The sequence below is a fragment of the Pedobacter caeni genome (genome assembly GCF_900129215.1).
Lineage (GTDB): Bacteria > Bacteroidota > Bacteroidia > Sphingobacteriales > Sphingobacteriaceae > Pedobacter > Pedobacter caeni.
Window position 1 is genome coordinate 637,793 of record NZ_FQUQ01000004.1, and the last position, 18,851, is coordinate 656,643.

Annotated in this window: 10 protein-coding genes; 1 reads left to right on the forward strand and 9 read right to left on the reverse strand. The window is 42.3% G+C overall.

Annotated elements, in window-relative coordinates; all coding sequences use genetic code 11:
* Positions 1–14 precede the first annotated feature (14 nt).
* Positions 15–1,193, reverse strand: coding sequence for a FecR family protein (locus BUC20_RS22280; protein WP_073233247.1), 1,179 nt, complete (start codon positions 1,191–1,193; stop codon positions 15–17).
* A gap of 63 nt (positions 1,194–1,256) precedes the next feature.
* Positions 1,257–1,850: an RNA polymerase sigma factor gene (locus BUC20_RS22285; protein ID WP_073233249.1), complete on the reverse strand. Its 594-nt coding sequence runs from the start codon at positions 1,848–1,850 to the stop codon at positions 1,257–1,259.
* A 225-nt stretch (positions 1,851–2,075) separates the two neighbouring features.
* Here BUC20_RS22285 and BUC20_RS22290 point away from each other — a divergent pair, with 225 nt between their 5' ends.
* Positions 2,076–3,317, forward strand: coding sequence for a DUF5018 domain-containing protein (locus BUC20_RS22290; RefSeq protein ID WP_073233251.1), 1,242 nt, complete (start codon positions 2,076–2,078; stop codon positions 3,315–3,317).
* 71 nt (positions 3,318–3,388) lie between these two features.
* On the opposite strand, the gene BUC20_RS22295 is transcribed toward BUC20_RS22290, so the two are convergent.
* The 7 genes from BUC20_RS22295 to BUC20_RS34105 form a co-directional block, all read right to left on the reverse strand.
* Complete coding sequence (locus tag BUC20_RS22295) at positions 3,389–5,191, reverse strand: cellulase family glycosylhydrolase (protein ID WP_234994575.1); 1,803 nt, start codon at positions 5,189–5,191, stop codon at positions 3,389–3,391.
* 10 nt (positions 5,192–5,201) lie between these two features.
* The gene (locus tag BUC20_RS22300) at positions 5,202–6,644 is read right to left on the reverse strand and encodes a glycoside hydrolase family 30 protein (protein WP_073233992.1); all 1,443 of its coding nucleotides are present in this window, start codon (positions 6,642–6,644) and stop codon (positions 5,202–5,204) included.
* A 66-nt stretch (positions 6,645–6,710) separates the two neighbouring features.
* The gene (locus tag BUC20_RS22305; protein ID WP_073233253.1) at positions 6,711–8,246 is read right to left on the reverse strand and encodes a RagB/SusD family nutrient uptake outer membrane protein; all 1,536 of its coding nucleotides are present in this window, start codon (positions 8,244–8,246) and stop codon (positions 6,711–6,713) included.
* A 95-nt stretch (positions 8,247–8,341) separates the two neighbouring features.
* Positions 8,342–11,434, reverse strand: a complete 3,093-nt coding sequence (locus BUC20_RS22310; RefSeq protein ID WP_073233255.1) for a SusC/RagA family TonB-linked outer membrane protein — start codon at positions 11,432–11,434, stop codon at positions 8,342–8,344.
* Between the two features lie 217 nt (positions 11,435–11,651).
* On the reverse strand, positions 11,652–14,573 hold the full coding sequence (locus BUC20_RS22315) for a triple tyrosine motif-containing protein (RefSeq protein ID WP_073233257.1): 2,922 nt from the start codon (positions 14,571–14,573) through the stop codon (positions 11,652–11,654).
* A 251-nt stretch (positions 14,574–14,824) separates the two neighbouring features.
* Positions 14,825–17,758, reverse strand: coding sequence for a TonB-dependent receptor (locus tag BUC20_RS22320; protein ID WP_073233259.1), 2,934 nt, complete (start codon positions 17,756–17,758; stop codon positions 14,825–14,827).
* Between the two features lie 35 nt (positions 17,759–17,793).
* Positions 17,794–18,663 (reverse strand): hypothetical protein, encoded by an 870-nt coding sequence (locus BUC20_RS34105; RefSeq protein ID WP_073233261.1) that lies wholly within the window; start codon positions 18,661–18,663, stop codon positions 17,794–17,796.
* Positions 18,664–18,851: the final 188 nt, after the last annotated feature.

Here is an 18,851-nt window from a genome sequence, read left to right on the forward strand (position 1 = left end):
GGGTATAAGTAGATTTATGGCATAACTGTTATTCTCCTTCCTTCGATTTTAAAGTGCACTGTTTTCGTTAATTCAAGAATATTCAATACTTCAGATACCTCTTTAAATCGTGATACCGTCCCTATAAAAGTATTATCTGTTGGTTTTCCCTGGTAGACGATCTCCAGATCATACCACCTCGAAATCTTTCTCATAATGCTGCGGATGTCTTCATTGGCAAACATGAAATACCCTTTTTTCCAGGCGATCATTTCTTCCATATCTACCGGGATGACATGAAAATGGTCATTGACAAAAATGGATTGCTCTCCGGGTTTTAGCGTTAACTCATTATTGAGCCGGATACTTCCTTCCAGTAAAGTAGTTTTTGTACTTTCCTCATCCGCATAGGAATTGACATTAAAATGCGTTCCCAAAACCTCTATCACCTGAGCGCGGCCTCCCTGATCTGACTTCGCTGCAGTCAACACCTTAAATGGCTGATGTTTATTTTTTGTGACTTCAAAGTAGGCTTCACCGCTCAGCTCTACGATACGGTTTTTCAGGCCCGTAAATGTCAGGGGAAACTTGAGGGAAGAAGCGGCGTTGAGCCATACTTTGGTGCCATCAGGCAAATTGATCTGATACTGCCCGCCTCTTGGCGTGGCAATCTTGTTATGTCCTTCAGAAGCTTTATTTGAAGCACTGACATCATAGGTCAGCTGCCCTTCTGCAGTTTTGATGATGTTAATCCCTGATTGTTTTGCCAATTCCCCGTTCTCTGCATCACTAAGGGAGATTTCTGAACCATCGGCTAAGGTAAGAACAGCCTTATTTCCACCCGGAGGAATACTAACGGCATACCGGGGAGCACTCCTTCCAATCCCCTGCCCGGTAACAGGAGCATAAAAATAGAAAGCAATGCTAAGACTGATGAACACCATCGCCGCTGCCGCCCAATACAACGCAGCATAAGATTTTATCCTTCTGACTGGTACAGGCCGATCAACAGACACGATCCTCTTCAAAACAACCTCCCATTGCGCTTCCCGGATAAGTTCTTCCCCATCAGCCTCCTGCTCCATCATTTCCAGGATTCCTTCCCTTACCGCATCTCCCTCATCCCCAGTCAACTCCAAAAGCGAGTCTGTTTCTTCAGTTTTGAGTTCCCCTTTTTCAAATTGTTCCAATAAATATTTTATACGGTCCTTCATAGATTCTGATACTAAGAAGCAGCAAATGGAAATAAGGACTATCGGGAAATAAAAAAAATATTTTTATTTCAGCAAGGTGAGGTATGCCAGCAGGCTCAGCGTGATTCCATGATGGTGCAAATGTTCCCGGATGGACTTTAGAGAGATCACCAACGCATTTTTTACAGTATTTGGAGAAATATGAAGTGAGGCAGCAATCTCAGGAATGTTTAAGCCCTGGCCCCTGCTCATCAGGTAAATCTTTTTTCTTTGTGCCGGCAAGCGGTCAACCGCATCTGTAATCAGGTGATTGATTTCATTGAGGTGGATCGTATCAATCGTCGTATTGCTTTCATGTGGCTGTTCCTGTTTCAGGTCATCGATGGCTTTAGTTTGCTTCAGCACCTTTCTAAGATGGCTGAGGCATTCGTTTGAAGCATATTTATACAACCATGCTTTTACATTCTCGACTTCATCAAGCTTATCCCTGTTCAGCCAGACCCTCAAAAAAGTATCCTGAATAATTTCTTCTGCAGCAGCTTCGGATTTTGTGAAGCGCAATGCGAAAGTCTGTAATACAGGAAGGTAATGATAGAACAAGACGCTGAATGCCTGCTCATCCCCTTCCGAAATTTGCTTCAATAGCAGCCGTTCATTAAAAATTGGTTTTAATGTCATACCCTTATTTTCCCCCTACATATCCTGAAAGACCTTTTTAAAGACCTGAATACGTACCGTAATGTTAAATAATTATTTTGAAAGCAGCGACATTGTAAAAAACAACCTCTTGTTTTTACTGGTTTCCATTCATTATCCTCAGCTTCTTTCAAATAAAAATTCGGCAAAACATATTAAACTTTTATAGAAAATAACTCTACTTTAGCGTCATAAAAAAATAAATAAATGAAAATTCAAAATTACACGCTCCTCCTTCTCCTGTTTCTTTTTAGTTGTAAGAAAGATTCACCTGTTGTTCCAACTCCCGAAGTCATTCCGGGCAAAAGCAGTGAAAAGAAAATTACCGCTTTTAAATTCTCCACAATAACGCCCGAAGCGATTGGTATCATAGATGAAACCGCAAAAAAAATTGCGATCAATGTCCCTTATGGTACGACGATCACTGCAATGAAACCAGTAATTTCAGTTTCGGACAAGGCAACAGTTAACAATGCGGAAGCTGCAGATTTTTCAAAAATTGTGGTTTATAAGGTAACAGCAGAGGATGGCACCACACAGGAATACGAGGTAACAACAACCAGCAGTAATCCCAAATTCAGCATTGAGACCTACACGGGACCAGTAGAATTGGAAGCCGGAAATGGTTATTTTCTATTAAAAGGAAAAGGTTTTGGAACTGATGCTTCAAAAATTGAGGTAATCCTCACCAATCGTACAACTTTGGTGAAAACGACCATGCCCAGCCTTCTTCTGCTCAATGATACTTCTATAGGACTAACCATCCCTGAAACTTTGGCTTTTGGCACTTATTCGGTTCAATTGGTGATCAATGGAGAAGCGGTGCCTGTTCCTGTCACATTAACTATTGTTCAGGCGGCGCCAATACTGGAGTCACTGAGTAGTGCTTCATTAGCACAAAGTGAAACACTGACCATCAATGGTCGTTTTTTTGCAACCGGAAATACATTATCCATCATATTCAAATCAAAGACTACAGGAACTATTTATACGATAAATAATCCCGGTACAGATATAGTCGCCACCAGCACTAAATTAGCAGTTAAGCTGACCAATATCCCTGGCGGAACCTATACGGTTCAGGTAAAATCAAATGAAAAAGTTTCTGCAACCAAAGATGTCGAGGTCATCGCCCCTGTTGCATCGACGCTTAAAATCCTTCGTATCCGACAATCCACTCATACCAACGGGTATGGTTTTTATCCGGGAGAGGGGATGCGGATAATTGCCAATTTTATTTTTTACACTGAAAAACCTTCGATTATATTCTCGCCTTTAACCGGTATAACACAATACCTCATAAAAGGTTCAATTTCTTCCGGAAGTATGGATGAGACGACGATTGATCTTGAAATAAGAGCATCTATTCCAAAAGGCAAGTATAAAATATACATAGAGTCAAATGGGCGGACAAGTGATCTATATGATCAGATCATTGAAATCTTATAAAGCGTAACGCTAAAAAGGTGGTCCATCCAGACCACCTTTATCAATTACAATTAAACTAAACTTGAGTGCGTTTATCTTTCAAAGTGGATGCTGCTAAAATTGAAGCCTCCGGTATTTATATAAAATTTCAGCTTTTGAATTCCTTTCCTCAACCTGATTCCTTTAAGAAACTGGGGTTTGAAAATGGACAGTCCACCTGTTTGTGAAATGACTTTATTTGCAGCCACTGTTTTTCCGTCGATCAATATCGAAATGTTCCCCTTGTTATCCTTTGCGGCTACATTCAGGGTTAAGTTGTAAATACCAGCGTTCTGTACATTGATGGTGTATTGCAACCATTCTCCAGCTTCGGTATCACTTACAAAATACCCGGTTTCAGGAGCAGTATGCTGCCGGATATCTACTCCGTCATTCCGGTAGGTCCTTCCCCGGTTTCCAATTGTTGTCTTTTGCGTGGAAACATGGTAATCTGCGGTATCCTGATCAAAATACGCTTTGCCGTTGATCCCTAAGTCATAGTCTGCTGCGGCCAGGCTGATTCCAGGTTTAATCACATTCGCTTTAAACGGTTTCGTTTCGGAAGAGAAAGGCTGGCGAAACATGGCGTCTACCACATCTGAATGGAAGATATTACGTTCTATTTTCAAATCTTCCGCCAATTGCATCAATCCTTTTTCCGCAACCAGGGCTGAAGGTCTTGGTCCCGCCCCGTTCCAATATTTCAATACCTCATCGTATTCCGGATTGCTTTTCACCTGCAAAGGATTGTTGTGTCCCAATTTCTTCAGAGGCCACCAGGCCCAACCTATATTGTTCTTTTCGAAAAGGCGAATGGCTTCTGTAAACCATACATTGGAGTTTTCTCCTGTCTCTCCCAGCCATACCGGAACATTTCGTTCCGCGCTGGCCTTCAACATTCCGGAAGCAGAAGCCTGGTCATTAAATGCCCAGTATTTGTGGAAGCTGAGTACCATATTTTTATCCCAAAGTGGAAATATCCCATTGTAATTGTTTCCCCAGCCATTGCCCTCAATGATAATGATGTGTTGTTGATCTACCTCGCGGATGGCTTTCGTGATTTCCACCATTAACTTTCTCAGACCTATGTTTTTCTGTTCTTTAATGCCGTTTTTATCATTTTCCCGGTCTTCAAATCCCCAATTCGGTTCATTGATGATATCATAGGCGCCAATCCAAGGTTCATTTACATACCTTTCTGCCAGCTTCCGCCATAAAGCCACTGTTTTCTGCTGGTTTGCTTCACTATCCCATAATGAGGGTAAAGCAGGATTCCGGTCAGAAATGTTAAAGTCGTTCCCTTGACCTCCCGGTGCGGCATGTAAATCCAGAATGAGGTATAATTTATATTCCTTACACCAGGCCAGTAAACTATCTGTCATGGCAAATCCCTGTTCAATCCAGGTATTTTGAACAGGTACCGGTTCCTGTTCCACCGGTAAAGTATAAAGGTTAAAATGCATCGGAAGTCTGACAGAGTTGAATCCCCATTCTTTCATCGCCTTGATATCAGCTTTACGGGTATGATTCGACAACCATGCTTTATAAAAAAGGCGGGTCTTATCTTCTCCGATCAAATCCTTCACCTTCTCCCGGATTTTAAATTGTTGTCCTCCTCCGTTCAGTCCTAACATATACCCTTCCTGAACCATCCATCCTCCAAAGCCCATTCCTCTTAACAGTACATTCTCTCCTTTTTCATTCCGAATTTCTTTGCCTTGCACCTTTAGGTAACCTTGAGCAAGCGTTCTTTGCACAGTCAGGCAAAAAAGGGCCACACTCATCATGGCCAGGAAGATCAGTTGTTGTACCTTTTGCAAGGTACCAGGTGCGGCATCTATAGTTATTGCGCTCATAAATAATCTGTTAATCGATAATAATCGTTGAAATGGAATGAGGTAAACTGGTGGTTTCTGAGGATTTTCCGTACATCCACAAATGATAAGGAAGCGTTTTTTCAGATTTATTCATCACGATGATCACTATTTTTCCATCCGGATTTATAAACGCGGTACTGATCAACAGGTCCCGGTTTGAGGAAGCAGCAATGCGTCTGGCACCTGGCTGTACGAACTTCGAGAAATGTCCCAGATAATAATAGGAATTGGTGTAGATGAGCTTGCCGCTCTTCAGATCAGCATGAATGGGGGCAAAACAAAAATTACCGACATGATTGGGGCCTCCGTTTTCATCCAGCAACATGTTCCAGTCGGTCCAGGCAGAAACACCACTATTAAAATCATTGATCATGGAATAGCCATAGCGTTCACCCAAAGACCAGTTTTTAACACTGTCCAGGTTAAACTTTTCCACACAACCTTCTGTAAAAATGAGTTGTTTATCAGGAAAGGTTTCTTTCACCAATTTCACATTTTCGAACAACATTCCACTACCGGTCCAGGTTTCATACCAATGAAAACCTATTCCCCAGATGTATTTGGCAGCTTCAGGATCAGACAATAAAATGTTCGCTCTTTGAAAAATCTGATCCCTGTTATGGTCCCAGGCAATCAGTTTCTTTTCAGCCATTCCATTTTTCTTTAATGTTGGTCCCAGGTATTCTTTAATAAAATCACGTTCTTCCGCTGCGGTATAAATACAAGACTCCCACTTTTGCGTAGCCATTGGTTCATTTTGAACAGTAAGCCCCCAGACCGGGATTCCTTTAGCTTCATAGGCATTAATGAATTTCACAAAGTAATCAGCCCAGTTCTGACGGAATTCGGGTTTTAGCTTTCCTCCTTTCAGCATGCTGTTATTTGTTTTCATCCAGTCGGGAGGACTCCATGGACTCACATACAGGGGCAACTTACCTCCCGCAGCAAGTATGGCTTTTTTGATCAGTGGAATTCGGTATTGCTCATCATGGGCAACTGTAAAGGTCTTCAACTCCGGATCCTGGTCTTTTACATAGGTGTAACTTCCGCTGGAAAAATCACTGCTGTGAATGCTGGTCCGGGCAAGGGTATATCCAATCCCCTTATCTTTACTGTAATAAGCATCCAGAAATTCCTGCTGACTGGCCGCAGGCAATTTAGCAAAGTTTTCAGCCACTGCATCTGTAATGGATCCGCCAATGCCAATAACAGACTGAAAGGTTTTAGAAGGATCGATAAAAATACAGACTTCTGTCTCCAGTGGTTGAGGCATACTTCGCGAAGATAATGTCCCTGTTTTACTGATGCGCAGATCCGTTCCCAAGGCAGTAGTGTATTGAGTAATTGTTTTAACAACCGGTCTTCCTTGCTGACCATGCGCGCATAAAACTGGTAAAAGGAATAAAAAAGGAAGCAATCTCTTCGTCATCATAAATTGGTATTGGGTTCTTAAGATAGGTTTAGCAGTCATAAAGAAAGACCGCTAAACCTATATGTTCTAGTTATATCCAGGGTTTTGAGTCAGGTGAGCAGTAATGACATCATTGTAAGGAATAGGAAGCAATTCATGTTTTCCTTTCACAAAGCCAAGAGGTCCCAGTTCCTGCTGTGCAAGGTCCCACCTTACCAGATCTAACCAACGGAATCCTTCAAATGCAAGTTCCAGTTGCCGCTCCAATACAATTGCTTTAAATAATGGATCTCCGGCCAGGCCAGACAATTGCGTCATGTTCCGTTTTGACCTCAGCAAATTGAGATAATCCAATCCTTTAGGCTCTGCTCCAGCCCGGAAACTGGCTTCAGCAGCCATCAGAACGACATCTGCATAGCGGATAAATCGCCAGTTGGTTCCATAATTCACTTCAATAACCGCATTTGGTGTACTCGCAGACTGACTGATATAGGATCCGTATTTGCGCTGAAAACAACCATCAAAGTCATACACACCTGTGGCCGGGAATTCTCCTCCACCGGCAATGAGCTCTTCCCTTGACATAATGATTTGTTTTCTTCTCACTACATCACCAGCATTGACATAGGCATCATATAATTTTCTTTTAGCGAGGTTCATGCCCCAGCCTCCAACCAGTGAATCTGCGGGTGCCTTTTTATATCCTGCATCAGATCTCGGGCCCCAAAGCTGCACGTGAATATTGCTTTCAGGAGTTTCTCCCCATGGGAAATTTCCATAATCATAAGCAGCCGTACTGGTATAAGAGATTTCAAACAAGGACTCTTTACCAAACTCCCCCGCTTTGGAAAATGCATCTCCAACAGACTCCGCCAGTTGATACTGTCCCGAATTGATCACCAGATCAAACTGTTCTGCCGCTTCAGTCCATTTCTTCTGATACAGATAAACCTTTCCCAATAGCGCCTGAGCTGTACCTTTAGAAGCGCGGAAACGATCCGCTTTAGCATAAGCACTCTTTAATGGCAATCCGGCAATAGCTTCTTTCAGGTCAGCCTCAATTCTTGCATATACCTCGGCCTTAGGTTTCCGCCCTACAGAAGAATACTGGCTTGGATCAATTTCATCTGTGACCAATGGAACATCCCCCCACATACTTACCAGGTCAAAATAATTGTAAGCCCTTAAAAACTTAGCTTCTGCAATTACCCGTTTACGTATGTCTGTTTCAGGACTTACTTTATTGATGATCTTATTGGCCCTATACACTGCAATGTATAGTTTCTGCCATACGATAGAAACCTTATCATTCTGAGAAGTGGCTGAGAATTTATCCAGCTCCTGATAACCTGGCTGATCACCACCATTTGCCCCTCCTGCATTACTTTCGTCTGAGGGCATGATTTTCAGCATCAACATGCTGTTCCACCCTCCTTTATAATAATCAGATTGCATAATGTCATAGACCCCTACAATTGCAAGGTTAGCATCTGCATCTGTTTTGTAAAACTCCTTCTCATCCAGACGTCCAGGAACTTCCTGATCAAGAAACTTTTTACATCCGGAGGCCAGAAAAAGGGTAACCATACCCAATATCACGGTTTTTGTATTAAATATTTTCATGGGAATATATTTGTTTTAATGGATATGAAGCGATCATTAGCTTTTTCATTTTTAGTGGTATAGGTATGCCAATGATGGTTTCATGAGAATTAAAATTAAAAGGTAAATGAAAGTCCAAACAATGCTTTTCTTGGTGTTGGGTAAACTCCTCTGTCTATACCGATACTATTACCCCCGGCATTTCCTCCTTCAGGATCAAGGCCTTTATACTTGGTAAAAGTGAAAAAATCATCCAGGGAGAAATACAGCCGTACATTCTGAACACTGATCTTATTGGTGAAAGAATTTGGAAGGGTATAGCCAAGTTGCAATTGACGGATTTTGGCGAATGAACCATCGAATACCATCATATCACTGTTATATGATTTTGCATCTGCACCTGCAGAAAAGAAAGTATTTGTACTTCCATCACCGTTCCATCTGTCTTTAAAGAAGAAATCAGGTTTATTGGCAGTACGACGGTCATTACGAACAAAGCCCATCAATACATCATTTCCCTGCGAGCCTTGTAGAAAGGCTAAAAAATCAAAACCTTTGTAGCTCATAGTGATTCTTGCACCATAGGTGAAGTCAGGAAAAGCATTTCCTATATTGGTTTGATCAGTCGGACCGATTGAACCATCTTTGTTGACATCTACGAATCTTGGATCGCCCGGTTTTGGCGCATATCCGGTCAGCTTATTGTCTGAGATGTATTTATCGATCTCTGCCTGGTTTTGAAATATACCATCGGTTTTATACCCATAGAAATACCAAAGTGGCAGGTCTTTCTCAAAACGGGTAGCAGACCAGCCCGTACCTACTCCGGCTCCCGTAATGATCGGATAAAGTGGATTGGTTTTAGTCACTTTATTATCAAGTGCACTCAGATTCAATGCAATCTCATATTTGAATGCCCTTTCGTTTCCGTTGTTATAAGCCAGCTCAAATTCCCAGCCTTTATTGACTACATTTCCGCTGTTGACATCATTCAATCCATTTCCTGCAATATAAGGTGCCGCCCCATTGGTGATCAGGTCTTTGGTGGTTTTCTTAAAGTAATCGGCAGTAAAGGTCACTCTGCTGTTGAACAGGCTCAGGTCAAGACCAAAATCAAGCTGCTCGCTGGTTTCCCAGGTGAGGAATGCGTTCAGTAAATTTGTAGGGGAGGCTCCGAGTATAAAATTCCCATCCGCATCGGTATATTTCTGTCCCTGGCCAACAAAACTCTGCCAGGAGCCGATTGGCACATTAGATAAACTACCATTCTGTCCCCAGCTACCCCTTAATTTTGCATAATTCACCACTTTGGATACACCAGATGTAAAGAAATCTTCCTTAGACATTACCCAGCCTGCGGATACGGAAGGGAATGTTCCCCAACGCCTGTCGGCCGGAAAAAGTGAAGATCCATCATATCTCAATGTCGCAGCAAACAGGTATTTATCTTTGTAATCATACATTAAACGTCCATAGTACGATTGTAAGGTACTTGCATCATATCTTCCTGTAAAAGTCGATAGTTTCTCTTTTGCTTCAAGAACATATTCAGGGTAGGCCCATTTATCCTCATTTCTAAAAATACCTGAATAAGAACCTTCAATGTTATTGTACATTCTTTTGATGGCAGAAGTACCTGCCAATGCGCTAAAATTATGGTCCCCTATTTTTTTACTGTAGGTGATGTAATTTTCCCATTGCCAGTTGAAATAGTTGCGCTGGTAATCTGATCCGTTGGCAATTGGTGTTGTTTTCTCGCTGGAATACCAGGAAGTAGGATTCCAGGCATGATTTCTAACGAATGCGGCATCAATACCAAAACGGGTGGTAAACTTAAGTCCGGCAATTGGTTCAACATCAGCAAAGACATTACCTACCAGTTTATTTTGGTTCGTTCTGGAATTGGTCGTTGCAATCATGGCCAGCGGGTTGCCATACTCCCCCTGAACATAAGGGGAAATGCCATAATAGTTCCCGTTTCCATCTCTTACCAGTGGAAAATTACTGGCCAATGCATTCTTCACATGTGTAGGTAGCGCTCCTGTATAGGTAACCGGCGTAAGTGGGTCATAAGCCAGCATACTTCCTACAACAGAGCCGTACTCTGTGTTTTCTGAAATCCCACGGTTCGTGAAATTGGAATAAGAAAGGCGTTCACCGATGTTCAGCCATGATTTCATCTTGTGGTCTGAGTTGATGCGGATGGTCACCCTATCGAACTTGGATTTGTCGCTCCCGATAATCCCTTTTTGCGTAAAATAGTTCATCCCGATCAGGTAGGTTGATTTTTCAGAGCCACCACTAAAATTCAGGGTATGGTGTTGTAAAGGTGCGGTATCAAAAACTTCGTTTACCCAATTGGTGCCGGCTCCTACAGCCTGTGCTTCGGCAAGGCTGGGTCCGCTGAGTTTTGCTTCCGACAAATATTGCTGATACTGCAAGGGATCCATTGGCTGCACATTATTTCTGGCCGACTGTATACCGTATTGAAAAGTATAATTGATCACAGAAGAATTTGCCTTACCTGATTTTGTAGTGATGATTACCACGCCGTTGGCACCTTCTGCTCCATAAATCGCTGCGGAAGCTGCATCTTTCAGAATCTCAATATTGCTGACTTCCGAAGGATCAAGAAATTCAATCCCACCTGCACGCACTCCATCAACAATGTACAAAGGATCAGATTTCCGGTTGGAACCAGCTCCCCTTACGCGAATGCTCATTCCCGCGCCTGGTGCACCGGAGTTCGGGATCACATTTACACCAGCAGTTCTGCCTTGTAATGCCTGATCGATCCTGCCGGAAGAGACCGTTTTCAGGTCTTCGGCTTTAATAGAAGAAATTGCCCCGGTTACGAGACTTTTCTTTTGTGTTCCGTAACCAATCACTACGATTTCACTAAGTGCAGTTTCATCTCCTTCCAATGCTACGTTGGCCGTGCTTCCTGATACGGTAATGATCTGGATTTTCATGCCCAACTGACGAAATTCCAGTTTTGAGCCCGAAGTTGCAACGATGGAATACCTTCCCGCTGCGTCTGTGCTCGTTGCTTTTGAACTGCCTTGTATTGTGACGGTAACTCCCGGCAATGGTTGCCCATTTGCTTTCTCAGTTACCTTGCCCGTTACTGTTACTTCTTGTGCCATGGAGGCAAAGGGGGAAATAAGTAAACAGCACACGAAGAAAATAAGAGTAATACTTCTTTTCATACGATTTAATTTAGGTTAGTTAATATTTGGTTAGCTGGCCAAAGCGTATTGCAATGGCAGAATCAAATCTATATCAGGAGGGAAATATTTGTACAAACAGATAGGCCTACACCGCCACTACACAAGCCATAGAAGTCCCGGAGGGCCTGTATAAGAGCCCCTACATTACTACTACAAACAAACATTAACTAACTGAAAACAAATAACTTAAATCAAATCAACCCGTTACATCAGACCTGGAGATGGTAATTAGAAAATCATAGAGATTGGTTTCCGGCTGCAGGCGCAGTTTCTTCCTCAAACGGTAACGCCCTACCTCTACTGCTTTGATGGTAATGTTCATCAGCTGTGCAATTTCCTTGGTAGAAAGGTTCATTTTGAGGTAAGCACTCAGCTTGAGTTCATTAGGGGTAAGATCAGGATACAGGTCTTTTAACTTATTAAAGAAATCAGCATTTACAGAATTGAAATGCATGGAGAAATTATCCCAGTCCTGATCACTCTTTTCTACATCACGAATCAAACGGATCAGGTGCCGGAAACTTGGAGAGCTATCGTTAATATCATGGTTTTTAATCACAGTGGAGATGACATCTTTGATTTTAGCCAGCACCTTGCCCCTTTGCACCAGATGCATGGTCATGGTCGACAATTCCCTGTTTTTATAATCTACATCAGCTTCCAGTTTTTCGTATTCCAAACGGACAATTTCCTTCTCCGAACGGTCCATTTCCAACTGGTGCAGGTAACTCAGTTTTGCCTGTTCGATGCGGTGTTTCTTTTTCTGCCATTTAAATAAGAGATAGATCAGCAAGCCAGCCAGCAGCAGATAAAAAACATACATCCAGATGCTTTGATACCAGGCTGGTAATACTTCAAAGGAATAGGAAACCGGATCCGATTCATTGCCTACACTATTTCTTGCCTTCACCGTAAACGTATATTTTCCTGCCGGCAGATTGGTATAGTCTTTTTCTGTTTTTTGCCCCCATGGAGACCAGGTATTATCAAAACCGACCAACTGGTAGCTAAACTCGATGTTCTTCCGGTGTTCAAACAAAGTTGAGGAATATTCAAAGTGCAGGGAATTGAAAGCATTGCCTATCCTCAGACTGCCTGAGAGGTCTTGAGAAGCGATGATCGCATCATTCTTCATAAAATAACCTCCAAAGATCACGCTGTCGGTTTTCCCGATGATGCGAATGCTCCCCATCACCAGCTGAGGTCTGGAAGTATTTTGCAGATACTTGGTATAATTGAGGTGATAAGCTCCTTTATTTGCGCCTATAAACACATTTTCAGCATTCATCACATAAATAGATTCAAAACCTCCAACTACTTTCCCATCCAGCTGAGGAAAATAATGGATAGAAAAAGGCTGGTTTTCACGAGGTTGCGTAAAGTCAAGTACACCTACTTTTTTATTGGAGACAAACCAGACATTTCCTTTAGCATCCTCCTTTAGATATTGAATGGGCATTCCCTTTAATGCACTGTTGAGCAAAGGAAAAGGTGTAAATCTGTTTTTTATCGGATCATATTCATATACCCCATTTTCGGTAGCAATCACCACCCTGTTTTTGAGCTTAAAAACATAATTATACATAAACGAAGGAAGCCCTTGTTTGTCAGTATACACGTCTTGTTTAACGATCTTTTTATAGTCAGCAGAAAGCTCGAACCTATATACTCCATGATAAGGATGAGAGGCCCAGATGTGGTTATCGTTATCAAAAGCAATGAACCTCAAAGACTCTGTGATTCCTTCGACCTTATCTCCATTGATAAAATTCCCATTCTGATAACTGATTTTCTGAAGGCCGAGGTAAGAGCCCGCAATAATATCCGCAGATGGGAAAACGTTGGAAACAGGCTGGAACAACCAGGTTCCGGGCACTGAATAAATCTGCCGGGCGATTTCTCCTTCAATCACTGAAAAGCCATCCTCATGCCCCATTAACAGGTGATTGTTCAGTTCGGACAGGCTCCAGACCTGCCCTTTGGTGTTTTTAACTTCTGTAAAGCTTCCTTTGGAGAGACTGAGGTCTTTAAGACCAGGTTCCACAGGTGTCACGTAGAGGCCATTTGAAGTTCCGATATAGAGGCGGTTATTGAATCCGGCTACTGCATAACTGGTGATCTGTTTACTTTTATCAGGAAAAATATTCCTGACGGCGCTATTGATTGCGATGTAGTCAATGCCGTCATCGAGCGCCAGCCATAGATTTTTGCTCTGATCAATGATACAAGCCCTCACATTGTTATTTTGCAAACCATCCCTATACGTATACCTCTGAACCAGTTTGCCTGCCTTATTAATGATCATTACCCCTCCTGAGGTTGTTCCTATCAGGTACTTTTCTCCTTCAATTTTCTTCGCATAATAAATCCGGTCATTATAAAAAACACCATCAAGCATTGTTTTCTTTGCAATGAGTTTTCGGTCATGCATCAGGAACAACCCATTCTTTAAGGTGGAAACCAATAAAGTATCTTTAGCATATTCCATAATTGCGGTTACCGCAGAATTGTTCAGAATCGGATCAGTGCAATAAGGCTTCCATACATTTTCTTCATAGACCATCAGGCCCTGTCCTTTGGAATGTGCAAACAACTGCCCTCTTGCTTCACCGGAAAACTCCCAGGACACCTCCGGTTTAAACACCTTTACGGCTCCATCTTTATAATGGATAATGGCTGTTGTGGTCCTGAAAACCACTTCATCATTCAGAATCGATAAATTCCAGATGTCTGCAAATTTGCGGTACTTCTCCGGAATCAGCGGTACAATGGAATGGTACTTCAACACCCCATGATCATCGGGAAAGAAATAGCCCAGTTCATCCTGTCCACCTACAAAAATCCGGTTTTTAGTATCGATCTCCACTGAACGTACAGAAGTAAAATTAGGAAGCCTGATGAGGTTCCAGAAGGATCCGTTAAAGCTGAGTAAGCCTTCATTGTTTCCAAAGTACAAAATCCCGTTTTTATCCTGCGCAAGATCCCAGTTCTGAATTCCAGCCTTATATTGTTCATTATTATAATTCACAATCTGCGGACTCGCCATCTGATCCTGAGCCATACCAGCCCTGATAAAACAAAGAAACAAAAGTATCAACAGCAGTAAAGGTCTTCTCATAAATGATCGCGCAAAAAAAAATCCGTATAATGACTAATTAGCCAAAATACGGATTTTAAGGTAGATAACATGAATAAATTCAACCCCTGCCTCCTCCCCAGGCCATGCTGGAGTTGAACCGGAATTCCTGAGCAAGAATAACCTTCCTTAACCCAGAATTTCCCCAACAAAATCTTGTCTGCGAAAAGGCATAGGAAGATTTGCCCCCTTCAGGGCAAAGATTCCAGCCTTTGAACAGACCTTATTTTGTCCTACATGAAACTACCATCCCCCCTACGCATAATTCCTCTGCCATTTTTGCCCTTTGCACCAGTCCATTTTTGCAATCTCATGCTCAAACGAACCATAAAATACCTGCTCAGCGCATTTGATTTAGTATCTACTACCGCATTCCCGGTATAATCCTGAGTAATGAAGTTATTCTGATTCAGTATATCGAAAGCCTGGAAAGTAACCTTTCCCCTGCGATCGAACAATTCTTTCTCCACATACATATTGATCACCAATGGGTTACTGGACACATTGGAACTGATCCCTCTTACATAGTTTTTACTGGCACTGTAGCCAAACAAATACGTTTCCCAGAGGTAAACTCTTCCATCCAGATTCAGGGCGAGGGTATTGGTATTTCTGTTCGCATCTGCCAGGAGTGTATTCGATGATTTGGTATGGGTATAAGAGACATGCGGATTAATTTCAAACCACTCCGTTGGGTTGATCCTTGGACCGAAACGTTCCACCATGGTCAATACATTCGTATTATTTTTTAGCCCGTTTGTCATGGAGATCCCGTGGTTATAGTTTACGGATCCACTAAAAGCAAGGTTATATTTTCTGTCGTTGAGTTGTTTATTGACCGAATAGTTTGCATTTAAGTTATAAATGCCATTGGTATTCAGGTACCTGGTTTCATTGATCCTATTGGCTGGCTGATCCGGATCCTGAATCTGAACAACATTCCTGATCACCGCATTATCGGTCATAGAGGCATTCAGATTAAGGGAATAGTTCAGTCTGGAATTTGCGATATAATTGTTGTAATTCGCATTGATGCTATGTGTGAAGCTGGCCAGAAGGTCAGGATTACCAATGATTGGATTCAGCGGGCTGGATACATCTCTTACCGGCTGAAGCTGATCAAAACTAGGTTCTACGGCATTTCCGGAATAGTTCAGTTGTAATTTATGCTGTCTGGACCAGAGGTATTCAAAACGGGCGATTGGAATCAGGTTAAAACTATTTCTGTTGGTCGTTGTTCCCAGGCTTTGCTTGGTTCCGGAAAGTACTGCCGGTACTGCTGTCAACCCCAACGAGAACCTCACTTTAGACATCCTGTCCATTCCATAACGATAATTCAGGGCAAGGCGACCTTGAGTAAAGGAATAATCGTAAATATTGCTCAGGGAATCAATGACTGCAGAATTCCCGTTTGCTCCAATATCTCTGGTAGTGGAGGTATTGTCATAGCCATTATAATTTACCTGCGCATTGAATTCCAACTGTGTATTCAAGGTTAGGGGCTCTACATAAGTCAGACTTCCCCTGTAATTGTCCTGAAGGTTTTTACGTGCGATGATCCTGTTGATCCTGGACTGTGTGCTCTGGGTTTCCTCCACATTTTCATAGTAAGTAAACCTGGAATCCTGAATCTGTTCTGCTTCCTGATTGTTACTATTCAGTTCCACCTGAGCAGAGATGTTTCTTCTTGGTTTCTTAAACAAATGCTGATAAAAGACCGTTGCACCAATTTGTGGTCTTGTATTTTTATTCAGGTTATTGCTGAATTCGTCCCTGTGGTTAAATCCATCCTGAAAAATGGTATCAATTCTGGAGTTATTGGTTGAATTGTATCTGAACGTAGGAATGATCTTCAGGAAATTACTACTGTCCAGCTCGGCCTCAATCTCCAGCCGGACATAATGGCTTTTGGTCAGGTTATCCGCAATGCTGCGCTTCACCTCATTGGTTACATTGTCTACGATTCTCGGAACGGCATTGGTATCGATGGCAGCAAAACGTCTTGCAGTACTGTTATTGATCGAATTGACATCTGTTGTACTGAATCCGTAATTCAGGTTGACCTCTACTTTTTTACTTACTTTATCGCGGTAACTAAAGGATCCGTTTCCGTTTTGCGTTGTTCCTCCGCTTCCACCTGCAGCCCCGGAATTGTTATTGTTGTTTCCACCGCCATTTCCTCCTCTTCCACCACCGCCACCGGAATTACCTCCATTGTCTCCGCTTGGGGCCACTCCGTTAACCGTATTGTTGAATCTTCCGTTTACGCCGATCGTCTGGTTCCCATTGACCCTGGTCGCGAAAACTCCCGATTCAAAACGTTTGTTACTTCCCGCGCCTACGTTTACATTGGCCATATTTCCGACAGACTTATCTGTTCTGGTCGTGATGTTTAAAATCTTTTCCGGATCTCCGTCTTTAACCCCTGTTCTGGCTGCCTGATCGCCGTAATCATCTACCACCTGGATCTTCTCTACAATTTCTGCAGGGAGGTTTTTGATGGCATTGGCGAGGTCACCACCCAGATATTCCTTTCCGTTCAATTTAGCCTTTGTCAGCGTTTGCCCCTGATGGGTAACTGTTCCGTCGGTCCCTACTTCCATCCCTTCCATCTTCTTCAACAGTTCATCCACGGTGGCGTTTTTCCTGACGATATAATCACTGGCCTTGTATTCTACGGTATCTGTTTTATAGGTGATTGATGGGGTACCATTAATCACTACTTCATTCAATTGATTCTTTTCTTCCTTTAGGGTGATGGGATCCATTACAATCCTCGGAATGGCATCATTTTGTTTGTAACGAACGGGTTTAGAAGCGGTATAACCGATGCTTTGAACCAATAGTGTATACGTAGCAGATTTTACATTTTTGAAAACAAATATCCCATCTGCATTTGTGCTTGTCCTTAAGGTATCTTTATCAGAGGTCAGGCTTACTGTTGCACCAATCACGCCTAGGTCTGTTGAATCCTTCACAATACCACTGATTTCACGGGTTGGAAGTGGTGGTGGTGGATTTTGTCCTTTGGGTTGATCCTGTGCAAAAAGAAGGACCGAGCTAAAAATAAGGCTGAATAAAAGTGTTAATTTCTTCAAAGCGCCAGAATATCGGCTGCGATGGCCTTGCTGCAGCCGGAAAGCTGTAACCTTGTGAAAATGGTTCATTCGTGTCTATATGGTTTGGTTTGTGTGTGTCAGTTTTATTTTCTGGCTAAAGTGTATTTACCCCAAAAATCTGTAGGGCTGATGAGTGCCTGAAAATCAATACCGGAATTACCGCCACCTCTGGGGCCAAATCCACCACCGCCTGATCCACCTCTTCCGCCACCAAAGCCACCTCCACCTCCACCGCCATCAAAGCCTTGTATCTGCAATCCGTTTAATTTAATGTTGTAAGCAAACTCTGTATTGCTGTCTTTCGAAAGACCCAAAGCAGCCAGAGGAATGGCAATTTCATAGAAAAAAGCATTATCAGTTCCGATAGATGCAACTGCTTTAATTCCATATTCATTATATATAGATATCAAGGTATCTGTAGTATTCTTAAATCTGTTTATTTTAATTTCTTTTACCTGAGCAAGTTGCGTTCTCTGCATTGCGGCCATCATGGAATCACGCTGTTGTTTGCTGATCTGCTGACCGCCGGCACCCCCCATAACGGTCATCATTTGCCTGCGGCCTCCACCCTGCCCAGCACCGCGGTTCATGCCGCCACGGTTTACCACAGGATAAGTCAAAGTAATGCTTTCTTTTTCTTTCTTTTTACCATCCGGATTTACAGAAAAAGTAATCCCTCCGGCCATAATTTTGGTATTATTTGCCCCATCAGTTGATTTAATAGCCACATACAGGTTATTTTCATCATTAGCGATGGTATAGTAAATATCGGTCCGTTTATTTAATGCCTGAAAACTATCGTTCCATTCTTTATTCTTACCATCAGCCCTTAGTCCGGCAGGCGCAAACAGCCCGGCGGCTTGTACATCCGGTAATTTCTGTGCATATCCGGATAAACTAAAACCGGCAAATAAAAGGGCCTGGAAGGTAAATTTGAAGAATCTTGCTTTCATAACGGGTCAAATTAATGGCAGTATTTTCTATAGTTGATGTGGTTAAGACTTTATAAGATGATTTAGGTTTAATCGCTAAAATTAATTTTTTTCTTCTATACAGGAGTTTGTTACACAGAACTGTAGTATCTGAGCTGCATTTGCTCTTTTAACAGGTGTTCTAATTTTTATCCGGCTTGATTATTTTA